Source organism: Erysipelothrix urinaevulpis (genome assembly GCF_009828835.1).
In the GTDB taxonomy this organism is placed as follows: domain Bacteria; phylum Bacillota_I; class Bacilli_A; order Erysipelotrichales; family Erysipelotrichaceae; genus Erysipelothrix; species Erysipelothrix urinaevulpis.
Window position 1 is genome coordinate 153,717 of record NZ_WTTB01000005.1, and the last position, 18,702, is coordinate 172,418.

Consider the following 18,702-nt stretch of genomic DNA (forward strand, 5'->3'; position numbering starts at 1 on the left):
ATAGCATGTGTTTGACAAGTATAAGATTTTTCTTTAATATTAACAAAAAGGAGGATGAGGAAAAAATGAAAAAAGGGCTATTAATCATTTTTTCAGGACCAAGTGGCGTTGGCAAGGGAACGGTACGAGAATTATTCTTTGACAAAGAAGAATTAAATCTAGCATATTCTATTTCAATGACCACTCGTTCACCTCGTGAAGGAGAAGTTGAAGGGGAAGACTACTACTTTGTGACACGAGAACGATTTGAAAAAGCGATTGCGAATGATGAGTTATTAGAGTATGCGGAGTTTGTTGGGAATTACTACGGTACATTAATCGAGGAAGTTGAACGTCTTCGAAACTTGGGAAAAAATGTATTGTTAGAAATTGAAGTCCAAGGAGCACGTCAGGTAATTGAACGTGTCCCAGATTCATTAAGTATATTCTTAGTTCCACCCAGCATGGAAGAATTAGAACGTCGAATTATTAATCGTAGAACTGAATCAGCGGATGTGATTCATGAACGATTGAGCAAAGCGTCGAAAGAAATGGATCTTATGAATCATTACCGTTACGTTATTTGTAATGATGATCCACAAATTGCAGCTGATTCTGTTGCACTTATCATTAAAAGAAACATCGAAACAACTCTTTAGGAGTTGTTTTCTCACGTGGAGGTGGATGGATGAAGTATTACGATATTGTATTAGAAGATGGCTTCTTTTTTCAAGATGCGTATACGTATAAAAGTTCAAATGATGCGATTAAAGTTGGCATGCGTGTGATGGTTACAATCCAAAACAGAGAACGTGTCGGTTTTGTTGTGAAGGCCTATGAACCCATCTCACTACCTTATGAAGTATTGCCTATCAAAGAGGTAATCGATGAAGAGGTCATCTTAAATCAAGAGCTTATGGATCTAGCCTATACGATGGCCCATCATTATGTAGCGCCGACCATTTCCTGTTTTCAAACAATTCTTCCCAACAAATTGAGACCTAAAAGTAATCATCGTCCTATAAAGATGGTCCGAATGGTAAGACTTAATCCCAACCACCAACACTCATTAACGCCCAAACAAGCTGAACTTGTCAATTTGCTTGAAACTAAGAAGCGTCTTTCCTATACCCAAGCACGAAAATTCTATTCTAATGTCAAGGTGCTGGTTGAAAAAGGCGTGTTGGAAGCGTATGAAATCGAAGCAATGTACGAACCACAAGAAATCAAACAAGAAACATTCAATCATGTGCTTACTCAAGATCAAGAGAGTGCAATTTCAAAGATTAAACTGGGCAGTCAAACAACCTATCTCCTTCATGGGGTAACAGGAAGTGGAAAAACTGAAGTGTATTTACATGTTGCTGAAAAAGCGCTTAAAAACAATCAACAAGTCTTGATTATGGTTCCTGAAATATCCTTAACACCGCAGATGATTGAGCGTGTCAGCAAACGATTTGGACGTGATGTTGCGATTTATCATTCAGGTTTAAACGATCAAGAAAAATATGAACAATATAAACGAGTCAAAGAAGCAAAGGTTAAATTAATTGTAGGAACCCGCTCCTCAATCTTTCTTCCCTTCACTAATTTAGGGTTGATTGTGATGGATGAGGAACATGATACCAGTTATAAACAAGGGAATACACCTTATTATCATACAAGGGACATAGCGCAGTGGCGTCAAAAAACACATAATTGTCCACTTGTTTTGGGAAGTGCATCCCCATCCTTAGAATCTTATGCGCGAGCCCTTAGAAATGTGTACACACTGATTGAACTAAGTCATCGAATCAATCATCAATTTCCCAAGGTAACTTTAGTCGATACAAACCAACAGTTACATCGCCCCCATGGTGCTTACTTAAGTGCACCACTAGAAAATGCCATTCAACACCGACTCGAAAAAAAAGAACAAGTTGTATTACTCTTAAATCGTCGAGGGTATTTACCAATTCTTAAAGATGTGAAAACACAAAAAGTATTAGAATGTCCACATTGTGATGTTGCATTAAATTATCATAAATTTGATCATGTTCTTCGCTGTCATATCTGCGGGTATCAAAGTAATAAAACACCCACGAATATGACACTAACAGGACAGGGGATGGGAACAGAACGATTTGCAGAGTTAATTCAACACCACTTCCCAAGCGCAAACGTATTACGTATGGATGCTGATACAACACGCAGAAAAGGAAGTCACGCCAAGATACTATCTTCATTTATTCATCATGAATATGATATATTAATAGGAACACAAATGATTGCGAAAGGACTCGATATTCCCAATGTCACATTAGTTGGGATAGTGAATGCTGATGCGGGCTTAGTTCATGATGATTATCGTTCGGTAGAACAAAGCTTTGCAACACTTCTTCAAGCTTCGGGACGAAGTGGCCGTGGTGATAAAGTAGGAGAAGTGGTCCTTCAAACCTTTAATCAAGATCATTATGCAATTGTTTGTGCTGTTCATCAAAAATATAAACATTTTTTCAAACAAGAAATGATGTATCGAAAGCTTGCCAGTTACCCGCCGTATTCTTTTTTAATAAGTGTTGTTTTTTATGACGAAAAAGAAGAAAAAGCACAAGTCGCTGCTGAATTGTTTGATCATCTGTTTATTGACCCTACGATTCAAAAAATTGGACCTACTGGGATCCGTCGTTTATCGAACCGGTATCGCGTCCGTGTAATACTAAAAGGAAAGGATTTAGACACAATGATTAATAAAACAAACGAAGTCATTCAACATTATCGTCAACGTGAAAATGTCAGATTTACCGTTGATGTAAATCCAATGGGGATCGAATCATGAGAAGAGAATTAGCATATCAAGTTATGGAAGAGGTGATGGTTCATAACCATCATGCCCATTTAGAACTTAAACGACTCGATTTAGATAAAGAGGAAGATCAAGCATTTATTTCTGCGCTGGTTTATACGAGTCTCCAAAATTATTTATACTTGGATTACCAGATTGATCCCTTTCTAAAAAAGAATACCGCAATTGAAATTCGTTTAGTTTTGATTATGGCTCTGGCTCAAAAATATTTTATGAATCCGATTCCAGATTATGCCTTAGTGAACGAATCCGTTGAACTTATTAAGAAAGTTCACAGTAAACATGTTGCCGGTGTTGTGAATGCAGTGTTAAAGAAAATATTATCCCAAGGAAAAAGAAATCTTCCTTCAGACCCTGTGAAAGCGCTGAGCATTGAAACTAGCATGCCAGAATGGATTATTCGATTGTTAAGTTCACAGTATTCTATAAGTTTTGCGAGAGACTATGCGCACTATTGTCAGCAAATTAAACCAAACTATGTTCGCATTAATCCGTTTAAACATGATGAAAAATTATATGACCACTTAGAAGAAAACCAGGGTGTATATCATGCAAAAAGCAGCCTTTTCCAACATCAGTTTTTGAACGATGGTTATGTTCTAATTCAAGACATTAATAGTCAAGAAGTTGTAAAGTATTTAGAACTTGAAGAAGGAATGAGGGTGTTGGATTGTTGTTGTGGTCCAGGGACCAAAACAACTCAAATTGCTGAAGGATTAAATAACACAGGCGAAATCATTGGTGTTGAACTACACGAATCAAGAAGTAACGTAACAGTTGAACTTCTTAAACGATGGGGCGTTAAGAATACTAAAATTGTAACGCAAGATGTCTTAACATTTCAAGATAACGAGTTATTTGATGCAGTTTTATTAGATGCTCCTTGCTCAGGGCTTGGTGTCTTGTCGCATAAACATGATTTACGATATCATATAAAACCTGAAGAACTCGACGAATTACAGGTGATTCAAAAGAAAATGTTGAACCATCTCGCTACTCAAGTGAAAGTTGGGGGGATTTTAGTGTATGCAACCTGTACCTTAAATAAAAAAGAAAACGAGAAACAAATTGAATCGTTTTTAAAAGTGCATGATAATTATGAAATGTTGACATCTGTAACGTTAGATCCAATGGCACGACAAGGCGATGGTTTTTATATCGCACAATGTCGAAGAACATGGTAAACTAAATAAGTATGGAATGGGGTAATAAAAGTGAAATATATTAGTATCAGTGAGATTGGTTTGGTTCGAGATGAGAACCAAGATTACCTTGCAGTTGAGACAAAAGATAATACAGTTTTAGCTTTGATTTGTGATGGAATAGGCGGCGGGAATGCCGGGTCATTGGCTTCGAAAATGACAGTTCAATCAATGGTAGAAAGTTTTAGGAAACAAGATCATTTTGAATCTGTGCACGATATCAGTGCATGGTTTGGTGATGCCATTACACGAACAAATTATGAGGTGTTCAAGAAATCTTTATCCCACCGTAAATTTGAAGGGATGGGAACGACACTTATCGCCCTTGTTTTATGGAATGGATTTGGTGTTGGTTTTAACATCGGTGATTCTCGTCTTTATACATTTGCTAAAGAAAAATTAACCTGTTTAAGCGAAGACCAAACTTATGCCCATGAAATGTATTTGCAGAAAAAAATAAGTAAAGAAGAGTCACTCATTCATCCCAAGAGAAATGTTTTGATGAATGCTGTTGGTATTGATAAACAAGTGAAATATGAGCAAGTTGAGGTCGGACAAGAATGGGAACAAATCTTGTTGTCATCAGATGGGCTTCATTCGTATGTGAAACATGAACTGATTGAAGAAACACTCAGACATCATGACCTTGTTGAGAAGAAAAATCGCCTAAGAGAAATGGCTTATGAAGCAGGCGCTTATGACAACATTTCATTTATTTTAATTGAAGGTGACTTGAATGAATAGAACAATTGGAAATCGTTATGCTCTTATGAAAAAAATTGGATCGGGTGGGATGGCTGATGTCTACCTTGCACTCGATACTGTTTTAGAGCGTGAAGTCGCTGTCAAAATATTAAGAGGAAGTTTAGCTCATGATCCTGTTGCTTTATTGCGTTTTCAACGCGAAGCTCAAGCTGCTTCAGGCTTAGACCATGAGAATATTGTTGATGTGTATGATGTTGGAGAAGATGATGGTGAGCACTACATTGTCATGGAAGTAATTCATGGTACAACCTTGAAATCGCTCATTCATCGCCGTGGAGCTTTAGATAAATATGAAGCTGTTTCTATTATGGAACAAATCGCTTTTGCATTACAAAAAGCCCACAAAAAAAATGTTATACATCGTGATATTAAACCACAAAACATCTTAGTCAAAGATGATGGCACTGTTAAAATTGCTGATTTTGGTATCGCTTTGGCAGGGGATGCCTTGCAGTTGACAAAGTCGGATTCAGTTTTGGGGTCGGTGCATTATTTAGCACCGGAATGTTCACGAGGAGAAGGGGCATCTGAACAATCAGATATTTATGCCCTAGGGATTGTCTTTTATGAGTTATTAACGGGCGAAGCACCTTACAAAGGTGAAACAGCTGTCGAAATTGCAATGAAGCATATGCGAGATGAACTTCCTTCAATTCATGATTATAATCCAAGTATTCCCAATTCATTGATAAATATTGTTGCAAAAGCAACTCATAAGAATAGATTATATCGTTATCGAACCATGGATGAATTTGTCGATGATTTGAAAACATCGCTCGATTCAAACCGTAAAGATGAAGAACTTTGGGAGCCGCAATCAACATCAGATGACGAAACAATCATGATTGATCGACTTCACAGCTTACCTCAAGATTCAAACGATGCAAAGAACCCCAAAAAGAAAAAAATGAAACCGTGGATGATTTGGACAAGTATTGCAGTGCTTAGTTTATTACTTATTGGTTTAGTATTTATCTTAACCCGACCAAGTCAACCTAAAGAAATTGATATGCCAGATGTTGAAGGACTTAGTCTGGAAGAAACAAAGGATATCTTAACGGAATTTGGATTACATGTAAATCCAAATTACACCTATCAGTATTCTGATGAACATGATAATTTGCATGTGATTGACTCAAGACCCAAAGCGGGTTCAAAGGTTATGGTAGGCTCACAAGTTAAGTTAACACTTTCTCAGGGTAAAACCTTTGAAATTCAAGACTATAAAGGAAAAACTTTGTCGGAAGTACAAGAGCTTCTTTCGGGTCAAAACATCAGTATTAAAACAAACGGAGAATACCGTAAAGATATGGAACCAGGACTTGTGATTCGTCAAGAATTATTGATGCCAGGCGATAAAGTAAATCCCGATCAACGTCGCGAGATCTTATTGGTGGTCAGTTCTGAAGCCAGTGGTGTTATTCCAAGTAATATTGTCGGAATGTCTTTAGATAATGCTCAAAAGACATTGTCTGAATTAGGAATGAAAAGCAGTTTAGAAAAATTATCTGTTGCTGGTCTTAGTGAATCGCAACTCGTGAGTTTAGAATACAATGTTGTTAATAAAACAAGTCCTGGGGCAGGGAGTTATTATGTTCAAGAGGGAAGCAATGTTGTTGTCCTTTATTATTATGATATTAAAGATAAACCCAAAGAAAAACCCAATGAGGAAGTTGTAGAAGAGGAAACTAATCAAAATGACAATGTTTAACAAATCGGTTATTACACGAATTGTATCGAATCGTTATCATGTATACCATAACAATAAGATTGTTGAAGCTGTCGCTATGGGGAAACTTCGATTGGGTCAAAAACCAATTGTTGGTGATGAGGTTAAAATTGAATTTTTAGAAGAAAAATATGTCATTCAAGAAGTTTTACCTCGAAGGAATTCACTGATTAGACCCTTAGTTGCAAATGTTGATCAAGCGCTTATTGTGATGTCAGCTCTTGAGCCTGATTTTTCCTATACATTGGTCGACCGTCTCATATTTTTAGTTGCTTTGGAAGGGATTGAGCCTGTAATTGTTCTAACAAAAACCGATCTAATTTCTGAAGAAAAGAAGAATGAAATTGAATTAGAATATACACAAGCGGGTTATCGATTCATAGCGTTAAATAAGTTTGACGATGCCTCAGAACTCAGTGATGTGCTAGCTGGGAAAATATCGGTGCTTGCTGGGCAAAGTGGTGTTGGAAAATCAAGTATTTTAAATCGAATGAATCAAGATTTTTCATTGCAAACCCAAGAAATATCGAAAGCGTTAGGACGAGGAAAGCATACGACCCGTCATAATCAACTTTATAATGTTGAAAATGGTTGGATTGCTGATACTCCTGGTTTTTCATCTTTAAACTTTTCTAAGGTTGATCCGTTAGAATTAGCACAGAAAGTTCCTGATTTTGCACCTTTTGTGAGTGAGTGTCGATACAGGGATTGTTTGCATGTTAGCGAACCATCATGTAAAATTAAGGAAGAACTTGAAAAAGAGAAGATTTCAAAAGTTCGTTATCAAAATTATTGTGATGTTTTAGACTTAATTAAGGAGGAACGACGATGAGCGAAATAATTGTAGCCCCATCATTATTATCATTGGATTATACTGATAGTAAAACCCAAATCAAACGTTTAGAGGTTGCAGGAGCAAAATGGCTTCACTATGATGTGATGGATGGCGTGTTTGTTGATAATATTAGTTTTGGTCCCATGATCTTAAAACAAATGTCAAAACTTACTGATTTGTTTTTAGATGTCCATCTTATGATTGTGAAACCAGAAAAATATGTCGATGCATTTATTGATGCAGGTGCAGATCAAATTACGTTTCATGTTGAAAGCTTTGATTCTGCAGAGTACGGTGTACAAGTGATTCGAGAAACAATTAAAAAAGGGGTCAAAGTTGGGATAACTTCACGGCCACATACCCCAATCGAAGAGGTACTTCCATATTTAAAATATGTTGATTTAGTGTTGGTTATGAGTGTTGAACCAGGGTTTGGTGGTCAATCATTTATGCCAATTAGCCTGGAAAGAATTCAACAGTATGTGGAATTAAGAGCGTTGAATCAGTATGATTATTTGATTTCGGTTGATGGTGGTATTAACGAGGAAACTGGAAAGAAAGTCAAAAAGGCTGGCGTTGATGCTTTAGTTGCTGGAAGTTATGTGTTCAGTGAAGATATAGAAAAAGCCATTCAATCGTTATTATGAAAATAGCGAGTCTTGTTTTGCGAGAATTTGAAGGTGAAACAGTGGGCGATGTTTTTGGTGTTGATTATGGTGCCTGGCTTTGTTATGACAAAGGAATTGAAATGAAAGCAGCTTGTGGAGACTTTGATTCAGTATCGAAGTCTCAAAAACAAGCTCTTTTAACGTTAGATATTCCTATTTATGAACTAGAACCGATGAAGGACTATACTGATTTTGAATATTCTTTAAGTCTGGTTAAAGACTATGATTTAATCTATGTATACGGTGCTTTGGGCGGCCGTAGAGACCATGAATACCTTCATGTTCAGTTTGCTCTGAAAGATCCAAGAATCGTCTTAATTGATGGCTCTAATAAGATTAGAAAGGTCGAAGAGGGAACTTATATAGTAAAAAAAGATAACTATCGTTATCTTTCGTTTATTGTTATTGAACAAGCAGTTATTACAATTGAAAATGTTAAATATCCTTTAAGTAGACGACAAGTCTATCTTGGAGATGCCTATTTATCATCCAATGAAATCCTTGAGGAACAGGCGTTTCTGTGTGTTCACTCTGGTTCATTTCTGATGATTCAGTCAAATGAAGTATAAAAAAAACGGTGAATAACCGTTATTTTTATTTTATCGAGCTTGTTTGGCCTTTAAAGCTTTCAGTTCGCGGGCGGAAATACGGACTCGAGTTGGCTTTCCATCCACCATAATAGTAGCTTTTTGAAGGTTGACATTCCATTTACGTCTTGTAGCACGTAATGAATGTGAGCGCTTGTTTCCTGACATTGGTTTTTTGTTGGATACATTGTTGCCTCTTGACATCGCCGTAACCCCCTTTCCTTTGATAAATTCTCAACGCTTTAAAACTATACCATATAGATTTTAATTAGGCAAGACTTTATTTGATTAATTAGATAAAAATATGCATTAAGCTAATTAACATAAGGCTTTAATAAAAGAGTATATTATGATATTATGTTAATAAGCACAAGGAGGTTCGCAGATGGAAAAAGAAATTTTAGCAGCATTAGAAATTGCGGATCATGAAGTGCGCTTACTGGTTGGTCAGTTTTACAATGGAAGACTCAATATTTTGAAAGTGGAACAAGTTTCTCATAAAGGTGTTTCTTCATATTCGATTATCAGTGAAAACCTTGTGGTTGAAGCCATTTTAAAAGCTGTCGAGAACGCATCAAGAAACCTTGGTGTTGTGATCGAAAAAGTCTTGCTGGTTGTACCAGGAATACAGACAAAACATACGACAAAGCAAATGCAAATTCCAATAACTGGCAAAGTATCGGACTTAGACATTAAGCGTGCATATCGCGAACTTATTGAAAGTAAAGCGATGGATGATTATGTATTAACCAATGTAATGATGAGTAAATATTTTGTAAATGGTAGTTCAACACGTAAATTACCACTCAATGAACGATGTACACACTTAACAATCGAAGCCGATTGTTACTACAGTCGCCAAAGTATTATTTTTCCATACTTATCGGCAGTGGAAGCATCGGGTTTAAAAATAATTGATATTGTGCTCGATGATATAGGACTCGCAAAAGAAGCTGCTTTATTTGAAAGCTCAATTGATAAACCAATTATCGTTTATACTTTAGCAAGGTCTTTATCAAAGATGACCCTTTATTATAAAGGAAAACTATTATCAACTGATTATGAGACAGAGGGTCTTAATAAATTTTTAGATCTTCTTGCGAATGATTTAGGTATTCCTAAAGATGCCGTTGAAAATTTACTTTACTATAATACAAATTTAATGGAAATCAAGCCCAAAGAAGATCCTATCTTTATTTGGTCATATCGAGGTCAAACTCATACTGTAAGTGATAAAGATTTAGCAGAGCTTTTAAATGATTCATTTAAAGAATATTTACTTGAATTGTTGAATCGTTCAGAACCAATCTTTGAACTTGGTCAGCCCAACATTTTGGTGACAGGATCAGGGAGTGTGATTGAGGGAATTAAGGAATTTCTTGAAGGCGAATCGAATGCGATTGTAGAACAATATCGTTCAATGACCTTTGGGATTAAAGAACCGAGCTTGTCGTCAGTTGTAGGAGCATTTTATTACTATAAAGACCAAGCGGTATTCCGGTATGAAAGTGATTTTAGTGCAAATAAAATTGAGTTAGAAGCGTCAATACTAAAAGATAAAGATGAACATGAAGATGAGTCAATGACTCAAAAACTAAAGAAAATATTCTTTGAGAAAGTATAATATTGGAGGACAGTAAAAAATATGGATACACATTTACAACAAGTAGCAAGAATTAAAGTTATTGGTGTAGGGGGAGCAGGATGTAATGCTGTTAACCGCATGGTTGACGAGGGAATGAAAGGTGTCGAATTTTATGTTGCGAACACTGACCTTCAAGTATTAAATGTTTCTCCGGTTGTCAATAAAATTGAACTAGGAAGAGAAGTCACAAAAGGTCTTGGTGCAGGTGCAAACCCTGAAATGGGACGTAAAGCAGCTGTAGAAAGCGAAAGTGAAATTCGTGAAGCAATGAAAGATGCTGATATGGTCTTTGTCACCGCCGGTCTTGGTGGTGGAACAGGAACAGGAGCATCACCACTTGTCGCAAAAATTGCACAAGAAGAAGGAGCCCTAGTCGTAGGGATTGTAACCAAACCATTTACATTTGAGGGACGTCGACGTACGACTCAAGCTGCATCGGGCTTAGAAGAATTAAAGGCATATGTCGATTCGTTAATTATTGTTAGCAACAATCAACTCTTAGAGGTCATTGGACGTATTCCGTTCCAAGAAGCCTTCAAAGAAGCTGATAATGTCTTACGTCAAGGTGTGCAAACTATCACTGATTTAATTGCGGTTCCAGCGATGATTAACTTAGACTTTGCGGATGTTCGATCCGTAATGCAAGGTCAAGGAAGTGCATTGATCGGTATTGGTATGTCACAAGGTGAAAATAAATCTGTTGAAGCAGCTCAAAAAGCAATTACATCGCCATTGTTAGAAGCTCAAATTGATGGTGCTCGCAATGCGATTGTTAATGTTACGGGTGGAGATTCAATTTCTATTCAGGATGCAAGTGAGGCCGTAGAATATATTCGCGAAGCTGCTGGAAATGATATTGATATTATCTTTGGTGTAGCAATTAATGAACAAATTGGTGATTCAATTATTGTTACTGTGATAGCAACAGGGTTTGATGTTGAAGACCAAGAAGTTATTGAGGCAACGGTAACTCGCCCTAAAACTGTGTCTAAACCTAAACCCAATACTGATGATTCAACACCAGAGTTGAATGATATTCCTGAATTCTTTAGATCAAGATAATCATAATAACGAACCTTCCAACTGGAAGGTTTTTTTATTATCAATAAAATTCGAATGAGAAATACAAGTAAAAAAGCAAGATAGTTATAACGTATAAAACTTGAACGTTTTAGCAATATTTACCATAAAACGGTCGTTATATAGAAGAAAACGTACAATAACAAGAAAGAATAGCAAGATAGTTATTCTTTTTTGCAAGTTCATCAATAACTAAAAAAAGCAATAAAAGGTATAATGAAAGCGTATACAGGTATGCTGAAGGAGGGAGTAATAAAAAAATAGAATGTTTGAAAGCTAAAAAGTATTTTAAACCATTGAATAATAAGAAAGTAGAGGAAACATAAAATGTTAAAAGTTGCATTGTTAGGCTGTGGAACAATGGGTAAAACCCATGTTCAAGGCTATAAAAAAATGGATGATGTTGACGTTGTTGCTGTTTGTGATATTCGTGAAGAGTTTGCACAGTTTGCAGCGGATGAACTAAATTCTAAGGTGTATTTGGATTTTGATGAAATGATGGCGAATGAATCCTTTGATATGATTGATATTTGTTTGCCAACCTATATGCATCATGATTATGCGATTGCTGCTATGAAACAAGGAAAAGCAGTTTTTTGTGAAAAACCAATTGCATTAAGTTTAGAGGATGCTAAGGAAATGATAGATACAGCTAAAGAAGAAAATGTCAAATTTTCTGTAGGGCATGTTCTTCGTTTCTTTCCAACTTATGCCAAAGCTGCTGAGAAATTTACAAATGATAATCTAGGACAAGCTCGCTTGATTCGCACAGTTCGTAATCAAGGATTTCCAATGTGGAGTTGGAATGATTGGTTTAGTGATTATAGCTTAAGTGGTGGACCTTATGTTGACTTGATGATCCATGATCTTGATTGGATTGTTCATAGTTTTGGGAAAGTAGAACGAGTTTATGCTCGTTCACATATTGGTGATAAGCAAGATCAAAGTATCGCAATTTTACGATTAGAAAACGGAGCGATTGTTCATGCTGAATCGAGTTGGGCCTATCCACAAGGATCTCCATTTAAAATGTCTTTTGAGATCGTTGGAACACAAGGACAATTGGAGTATGATAATCAACTGGATGCTTCAATTACGCTACAAACCCGACCAGACGATCAGTTTAATCAAAGTTCATATTCACCAGATGCAAGTTTACAAGAACCTTATTATGCAGAATTAAGAAGTTTTGTGGATCATGTTGCTTATGATGCAGAGTTATTCGTAACACCAAGTCAAGCTTATGAATCCTTAAAAGTAGCACTTGCTGCAAAAAAATCAGCTGAAACACAAAAAGCTGTGATCATAGAAAAGGAGTTTTAATATGACTAGAATTGGAATGATTAGTTTTGAACATATGCATGCCTTATCCTATGCGCAAAGCTTAGTGCAAATTCCAAACGTAGAACTCGTTGGAATTTATGATGATGATTTTTATCGAGGCAGTACACTGTCAAGTGAATTAAATACTCGGTATTTTGATGATGTTGATGCTTTATTGGCATCTAATTTAGATGGTGTGATTATCTGTACCAATAATAAAGATCACGAACCAATGGTCATCAAAGCAAGTGAATATAAAGTACCAAGTTTAGTTGAAAAACCATTTGCGGTATCTTTAGAAGCTGCAGAAAATATGATCTCTGTAGCAAAACAGCATGGCGTATTTGTCATGAATGCTTTACCAATGCGCTTTAATCCTTCGATAATGAATGGAAAAGAAGTCATTGATAGCGGTGCAATTGGTGAGATTGTTTCCATAGTTTCGCAAAATCATGGGAAAATTCCTGATGGTTGGTTCTTAGATAAAGAAAAAGCGGGCGGTGGTGCGATGATTGACCATACAGTTCATTTGGCTGATATCATCCGTTGGTATACAGGATCTGAATTTAAAACAGTGTATTGTGAAAGTGGGGAACTCTTACATAATAAAGGTGTTGAAGACACTGGTATTGTTTTTACAGAACTTGAAAATGGTGTTCTTGCAACGATTGATTTCAGTTGGGCTCATCATAAAAACTATCCAATTTGGCCACAAGTAGATCTAGAAATTATTGGCACTAAAGGTGTCCTTAATATTAAAGGATTTGCTCAAAAACATCATGTAGTCAACCCTCTAACAGACAGTGTAACATTTGATCTGTTTGGAGAGAGTGGGGATGAAGGATTAGTAAAGGCATTTGTTGAAGCGTGTCGAAACAAAGAAGGGATTCATCCCAATGATATTGATGGCATTCGTTCAACAGAACTTGCGATTGCTGCCTATGAATCAAGTGCAAGTCATGAAGTTGTGAAGGTAGAGCGTTATGAAAAAGCTTAGAGCGGGAATTGTTGGTTGTGGTAATATTTTTCCAATGCATGCCTATTCACTAAGAGAACTTGAGACGGTTGATTTAGTTGCAGTTTGTGATACAAAACAAGATAGAGCAGATACATGGTCAAAAAAACTTAATGTGGATGCCTATTATGATTATGAAACAATGTTAAAAAAAGCGGAACTCGATGTGATTCATATTTGTACACCCCATCATGTTCACAGAGAACAAATGGAATTAGCGATGAAGTATGGTTTGGACATTGTGAGTGAAAAGCCAGCAACCATCAAGTACGAAGATTATCTTGCTCTTATGGAATTGCAAGAGAAAACGGGTCAACAAATTGCCATTAGTTTCCAAAATCGTTTTAACCCAGCTTCATTAAAAATGAAAGAAGTCATCCAATCGAATGACTTGGGTAAAGTATTGGCTGCACGTGCTTATTTAGCATGGGATCGAAGCGATGAGTATTATGGCAAAAGTGATTGGAAAGGAACTTGGGATAAAGAGGGTGGCGGTGTCTTGATTGATCAAGCTATTCATACTTTAGACCTGATGACCTGGCTCATTGATCAACCTGTCACTGATATTAATATTAATATGGGACGACGAGGTCATTCAAAGATTGATGTGGATGACTTTGTTGAAGGAACCATCACCTATGGGGATAACGTCATGAGCAGTGTCCATTTTGTGAATCACTATGTTATTGATGCCCCAATCGAGCTTGAGCTAGCCTTTGAACGCGGTTTGATGCGATTAGTAGGCGATGTAGCGACCATTGATTATCATAATGGTCAGACACTGGTTATTGAAAGAAATCCTCACGATGTATTCGCAATTGATGGTGTGAAACAATACTGGGGTGTAGGACATAAAGCCTTTATCGCTTATTGTTATGATAATTTCTTAGCCGGTACAAAGATCCAGAAAAATACATTAGAAGACGTTCATAGAACACATAAACTTGTCTTTGATATGTACAAACAAGGGCGAGCAAACTTTCAATTGAAATAAGTTTTAATTGCGAAAATGCATAATCAAAAAAAGATTAATGTTACATAAAGAAAACCAAGCAGATTAATTTCTACTTGGTTTTTTTAGATTAAGTTTTTAATGTGTTCAACAACATTTTCGCGATCTAATTTAATAACATCATCACTTTGACGTTGCTTAAATTCAACCTGACCATTTTCAACATCACGGCCCACTGTAATTCTAAGAGGGATACCGATGAGGTCCATATCTTTAAATTTAACACCAGGTCTTTCTTTACGGTCATCCAATAATACTTCAATGCCACAGTTTGATAATTCATCGTAAAGATCATTGGCAAACGTTAAGTGTTCTTCGCTCTTGGTGTTAATAACAACAATTGCAACTTGGTAAGGTGCTAAGTTCATTGGCCAAGTAATTCCATTCTCGTCATTATTTTGTTCGACAACCGCAGCGATTGTACGTCCTAGACCAATACCGTAAGACCCCATGAAGACATCTTGGAGTTTATTGTTTTGATCTGAATAATCAAGATTCATTGCTTTTGAATATGCAGTTCCGAGTTTGAATGTATTTCCAACTTCAATGCCTTTAGCGAATCGTAAGGTTCCTGGACCCTGTGGATTTGGATCGCCTTCTTGAACATTTGAAATGTCGACGATGTGAGTTGCTTTAAAGTCGTGGTGGTTTGCGTTGATGAAGTGGTAATCATTTTCATTTGCTCCAATTGTGAAGTTTCGTAAACCGGCAATATGTTGATCAACAACAATGTCGATTTCTAAACCGATGGGTCCAGCAAAACCAACAGCTGCTCCTGTAATATCTTCAACATGAGCGAAATCAGCAAGTTCAACTTCATTCGCTTTGTATAATTTAGCAAGTTTAGTTTCATTAACGTCACGATCACCCAGTACACATGTGGCAACATATTGGTCATCCACACGATAAATAAGTGTTTTAACAAATTGTTGTACTGGTTGATTCAAGAAATTTGCGACTTCTTCGATTGTTTTTGCATTCGGTGTGTGAACCTTTTCATAGGTTTTATATTCTTCTTCGCTCTCGATGCGGTTAACATTTTCAGCGATTTCAATATTGGTTGCATAACTATGGTCATCACCTAATACTAAAATATCCTCACCGATTGGTGAAATTGCTTGAAATTCTTCAGATAATAAACCGCCCATGATCCCAGTATCAGCTTTCACAATTCGATAGTCTAAGCCAATCCGATCAAAAATACGTTTATATGCTTCAAACATTGCACGGTAGCTTTCGTCGGCTTTTTCTTCATTAATGTCAAATGTGTAAGCATCTTTCATGACGAATTCGCGAACTCGAATAAGTCCAAAACGTGGACGAGTTTCGTCTCTGAACTTTGTTTGAAATTGGAAAAGACTTGCAGGCATATCTTTATAAGATTGAATCATCATCTTTGCTGCTTGTGCGAATAACTCTTCATGAGTAGGTCCTAAAACAAAGGGTTTTTGATAACGATCTTTTAATTGGAACATACTCGTTCCGATTATATCGCGTCGTCCAGATGCAATGTATACATCTTCGGGAATAAGGGTTGGCATTCTCATTTCGAGTGAATTAATACTCGTCATTTCCTCACGAATAATCGCTTCGACTTTGTTTAAAACTTTAAAGCCTAAAGGCATAAACATGTAGACTCCAGAAGAGCTCTTTTTGATGTAACCAGCACGAACTAATAAATTTCCACTGGTGGAATCTTCGTCCTTAACATCCTCTCTTAGAGTGTAAAAAAAACTATTTGATAATTTCATAAGTCACCTCTTTGATATTTTCTTTAATAGTATAGCATGAAATCGATAAAAATGTGTTATAATGAAGACCCCAGGGGGAAATATAATTCCTACATATTGATATAAGGGAACCTGAATAAGTTCGATTAGAGCGTGAAGCTGGTTTTACTAGCATTCCCATAACTAAAAGACAGGGTACCCACCTGGATAACCGGGTAATTATATCACCCCTCTGGGTCTTTTATATATAAAAAAATACTTTTGAATTTATCGTTCAAATAGTGTAAAATACTAATGATAGGATGGTGAAATGATGGTAATTTTAGCAAGTACTTTCTGGACAAGTGTTGGAAGTTTAGTTGCAGGCCTAATTATTGGAGGTTTAGCAGCGTTCTTCTTTACAAAGCGTATGTTCGAAAAGCAAATTAAAGAAAATCCACCAATTGATGAGAAAATGATTCGAGCAATGTATATGCAAATGGGAAGAAAACCTTCTGAAGCGCAAATACGTCAAATTATGAAGTCGATGGGACAATAAAACACAGGAAACTGTGTTTTTTTAAAAATGAAAAAATTCTTTAAAAAGGTTATCTTGACAAGTATTGTTCTTGGACTTCTCATCAGTAGTCTTGTTATTTATAAAGGATATGCAGATTATAAAAAGATTGTGCATGAACAACCCATTCAACAAAAAATTGAAGCTATATTTAAAAGCGATAATTATGTTTCACTAAACCAAACTGCCGATATGTTGACCAAGGCAATTGTTACAACAGAAGATGTTCGGTTTTATAAACGACAATCCCCTTTGGATTACAAATCGATTGCGCGAGCAATCTATACGAATATTAAAAATTTGAGGATGATGGAAGGGGCATCAACAATTCCTCAACAAGTTGCGAAAAATCTATACTTCGACCATTCACCTTCGATGACCAGAAAGGTGAGCGAGTATTTTATTGCGAAGGATTTGATGACAATGTATACTCACGATGAAGTGTTGTCAATTTATCTCAATATCATTTACTTTGGTGATGGCTATACAGGCATTAAATTAGCAAGTCGTGGATATTTTTCAAAAGATCCAAGTGGCTTAAATGATTTTGAGGCGACCTTATTGGCAGGATTACCTCAAGCTCCATCAGTATATCAATTGAGTACGAATTACCATGGGGCCCGCCAACGACAACGACATGTTTTAGACCAACTTGTAAAGAATAAGCATTTATCACAAGAACAATCAGATGAAATATTTATGCAAGGAGAATAATGTTATCATGAAAAAAAGAATGATTAGTGGGATTAAACCTACAGGACAATTAACGCTAGGAAACTATATCGGTGCCTTAAAACCTTTTGTCCAAAGTCAACAGGATTATGATTTATCAGTGTTTATTGCGAATTTGCACTGTGTTACCATGCCGATTGACCCTCAAGAGTTGGAAACAAACCTCAAGGATGCCTTGGCATTTTATTTAGCTGCTGGTTTGAATCCTGAAACTACGGATATATTTTTGCAAACAGATGTGCATGAAATTGCTCAATTAGGGTTTATTATGAATTGTTTAACTCCGATGGGAGAATTAAATCGAATGACTCAATATAAAGATAAAAAAGATACCGGTATGTCCTTAAGTGGTGGTTTTTATACCTATCCAACATTAATGGCATCTGATATTTTAATTCATCAAGCTGATTTTGTACCTGTTGGAGAAGATCAGAAACAACATGTTGAATTAACACGTGACTTGGCAGAACGTTTTAATAATCGATTCGGCGAGACATTTAAAATTCCAGAACCTGTGATACCTAAAGTAGGAAGTAAAATAATGTCACTTCAAGATCCAAGTAAAAAAATGAGTAAATCGGATAAGGAAGGCGATAAGGGTGTTATCTATTTAAAAGAAGACATTAAATCAATTCGTAAAAAAATAATGTCGGCAGTGACTGATAGTGAAAATAAAGTTCAATATCAACCAGAGACACAACCAGGTGTTGCTAATCTTCTGACAATCTATGCTTCTTTAAAAGAAATTACAGTCAAGCAAGCGGAAGAACATTTTGCTCAAAGTCGTTATGGTGACTTTAAAAAAGAAGTTGCGAATGTTGTCTGTGATGAGATTGAAAAAATACAGAATAAGTATGATGAAGTTATTGAATCTGATTTTTTAAGCAAAGTATTAGAAGATGGTGCGAATAAGGTTCGTCCCCAAGCTCAAGAAACATTAAGGCTTGTTCAAGAGAAAATGGGAATGGATTGGAAACGATAATACAAAAAGTGTTTGGA

General features: G+C 36.3%; 18 protein-coding genes. 16 read left to right on the plus strand and 2 right to left on the minus strand.

The window, feature by feature from the left end; all coding sequences use genetic code 11:
* Positions 1–65: 65 nt before the first annotated feature.
* The 8 genes from gmk to GVV10_RS07080 are packed head-to-tail and all read left to right on the plus strand — an operon-like array spanning position 66 to position 8,592.
* Complete coding sequence (gene gmk / locus GVV10_RS07045) at positions 66–638, plus strand: guanylate kinase (RefSeq protein ID WP_159521080.1); 573 nt, start codon at positions 66–68, stop codon at positions 636–638.
* 29 nt (positions 639–667) lie between these two features.
* On the plus strand, positions 668–2,797 hold the full coding sequence (gene priA / locus GVV10_RS07050) for a replication restart helicase PriA (RefSeq protein WP_159521082.1): 2,130 nt from the start codon (positions 668–670) through the stop codon (positions 2,795–2,797).
* Complete coding sequence (locus GVV10_RS07055; RefSeq protein ID WP_159521084.1) at positions 2,794–4,008, plus strand: transcription antitermination factor NusB; 1,215 nt, start codon at positions 2,794–2,796, stop codon at positions 4,006–4,008. The genes priA and GVV10_RS07055 overlap by 4 nt, the downstream gene beginning before the upstream one ends.
* 30 nt (positions 4,009–4,038) lie before the next feature.
* On the plus strand, positions 4,039–4,770 hold the full coding sequence (locus tag GVV10_RS07060; RefSeq protein ID WP_159521086.1) for a protein phosphatase 2C domain-containing protein: 732 nt from the start codon (positions 4,039–4,041) through the stop codon (positions 4,768–4,770).
* Positions 4,763–6,502, plus strand: coding sequence for a Stk1 family PASTA domain-containing Ser/Thr kinase (gene pknB / locus GVV10_RS07065; protein WP_159521088.1), 1,740 nt, complete (start codon positions 4,763–4,765; stop codon positions 6,500–6,502). The genes GVV10_RS07060 and pknB overlap by 8 nt, the downstream gene beginning before the upstream one ends.
* Positions 6,489–7,352 carry a ribosome small subunit-dependent GTPase A gene (gene rsgA / locus GVV10_RS07070; RefSeq protein ID WP_407925655.1) on the plus strand — a complete coding sequence of 288 codons (864 nt, stop codon included), beginning with the start codon at positions 6,489–6,491 and terminating at the stop codon, positions 7,350–7,352. The genes pknB and rsgA overlap by 14 nt, the downstream gene beginning before the upstream one ends.
* Positions 7,349–8,002, plus strand: a complete 654-nt coding sequence (gene rpe, locus GVV10_RS07075; RefSeq protein WP_159521090.1) for a ribulose-phosphate 3-epimerase — start codon at positions 7,349–7,351, stop codon at positions 8,000–8,002. Before rsgA ends, rpe begins: the two co-directional genes overlap by 4 nt.
* Complete coding sequence (locus GVV10_RS07080) at positions 7,999–8,592, plus strand: thiamine diphosphokinase (RefSeq protein WP_159521092.1); 594 nt, start codon at positions 7,999–8,001, stop codon at positions 8,590–8,592. Before rpe ends, GVV10_RS07080 begins: the two co-directional genes overlap by 4 nt.
* A gap of 30 nt (positions 8,593–8,622) precedes the next feature.
* On the opposite strand, the gene rpmB is transcribed toward GVV10_RS07080, so the two are convergent.
* A complete protein-coding gene (rpmB, locus tag GVV10_RS07085) occupies positions 8,623–8,814 on the minus strand; it encodes a 50S ribosomal protein L28 (RefSeq protein WP_159521094.1) in 192 nt (63 codons plus the stop codon).
* Between the two features lie 181 nt (positions 8,815–8,995).
* Between rpmB and GVV10_RS07090 the strand changes: the two genes are divergently transcribed.
* The 5 genes from GVV10_RS07090 (at position 8,996) to GVV10_RS07110 (ending at position 14,667) form a co-directional block, all read left to right on the plus strand.
* Positions 8,996–10,234: a cell division protein FtsA gene (locus tag GVV10_RS07090; RefSeq protein WP_159521096.1), complete on the plus strand. Its 1,239-nt coding sequence runs from the start codon at positions 8,996–8,998 to the stop codon at positions 10,232–10,234.
* A gap of 21 nt (positions 10,235–10,255) precedes the next feature.
* Entirely contained in the window at positions 10,256–11,317 is a 1,062-nt protein-coding gene (ftsZ, locus tag GVV10_RS07095; RefSeq protein WP_159521098.1) for a cell division protein FtsZ, read from the plus strand.
* Between the two features lie 345 nt (positions 11,318–11,662).
* Positions 11,663–12,658, plus strand: a complete 996-nt coding sequence (locus GVV10_RS07100; RefSeq protein ID WP_159521100.1) for a Gfo/Idh/MocA family protein — start codon at positions 11,663–11,665, stop codon at positions 12,656–12,658.
* Between the two features lies 1 nt (position 12,659).
* On the plus strand, positions 12,660–13,655 hold the full coding sequence (locus tag GVV10_RS07105; RefSeq protein WP_159521102.1) for a Gfo/Idh/MocA family protein: 996 nt from the start codon (positions 12,660–12,662) through the stop codon (positions 13,653–13,655).
* Entirely contained in the window at positions 13,642–14,667 is a 1,026-nt protein-coding gene (locus tag GVV10_RS07110) for a Gfo/Idh/MocA family protein (protein WP_159521104.1), read from the plus strand. Before GVV10_RS07105 ends, GVV10_RS07110 begins: the two co-directional genes overlap by 14 nt.
* An 83-nt stretch (positions 14,668–14,750) precedes the next feature.
* On the opposite strand, the gene GVV10_RS07115 is transcribed toward GVV10_RS07110, so the two are convergent.
* Positions 14,751–16,436, minus strand: coding sequence for a proline--tRNA ligase (locus GVV10_RS07115; RefSeq protein ID WP_159521106.1), 1,686 nt, complete (start codon positions 16,434–16,436; stop codon positions 14,751–14,753).
* Positions 16,437–16,728: 292 nt separating this feature from the next.
* Here GVV10_RS07115 and GVV10_RS07120 point away from each other — a divergent pair, with 292 nt between their 5' ends.
* From GVV10_RS07120 to trpS, 3 genes are read left to right on the plus strand one after another with little or no spacing between them, the layout of a single operon-like run.
* Complete coding sequence (locus GVV10_RS07120; RefSeq protein WP_159521150.1) at positions 16,729–16,953, plus strand: YneF family protein; 225 nt, start codon at positions 16,729–16,731, stop codon at positions 16,951–16,953.
* A gap of 27 nt (positions 16,954–16,980) precedes the next feature.
* Positions 16,981–17,685, plus strand: a complete 705-nt coding sequence (locus GVV10_RS07125; protein WP_159521108.1) for a biosynthetic peptidoglycan transglycosylase — start codon at positions 16,981–16,983, stop codon at positions 17,683–17,685.
* 7 nt (positions 17,686–17,692) lie between these two features.
* Entirely contained in the window at positions 17,693–18,685 is a 993-nt protein-coding gene (gene trpS, locus GVV10_RS07130) for a tryptophan--tRNA ligase (RefSeq protein WP_159521110.1), read from the plus strand.
* Positions 18,686–18,702 lie beyond the last annotated feature (17 nt).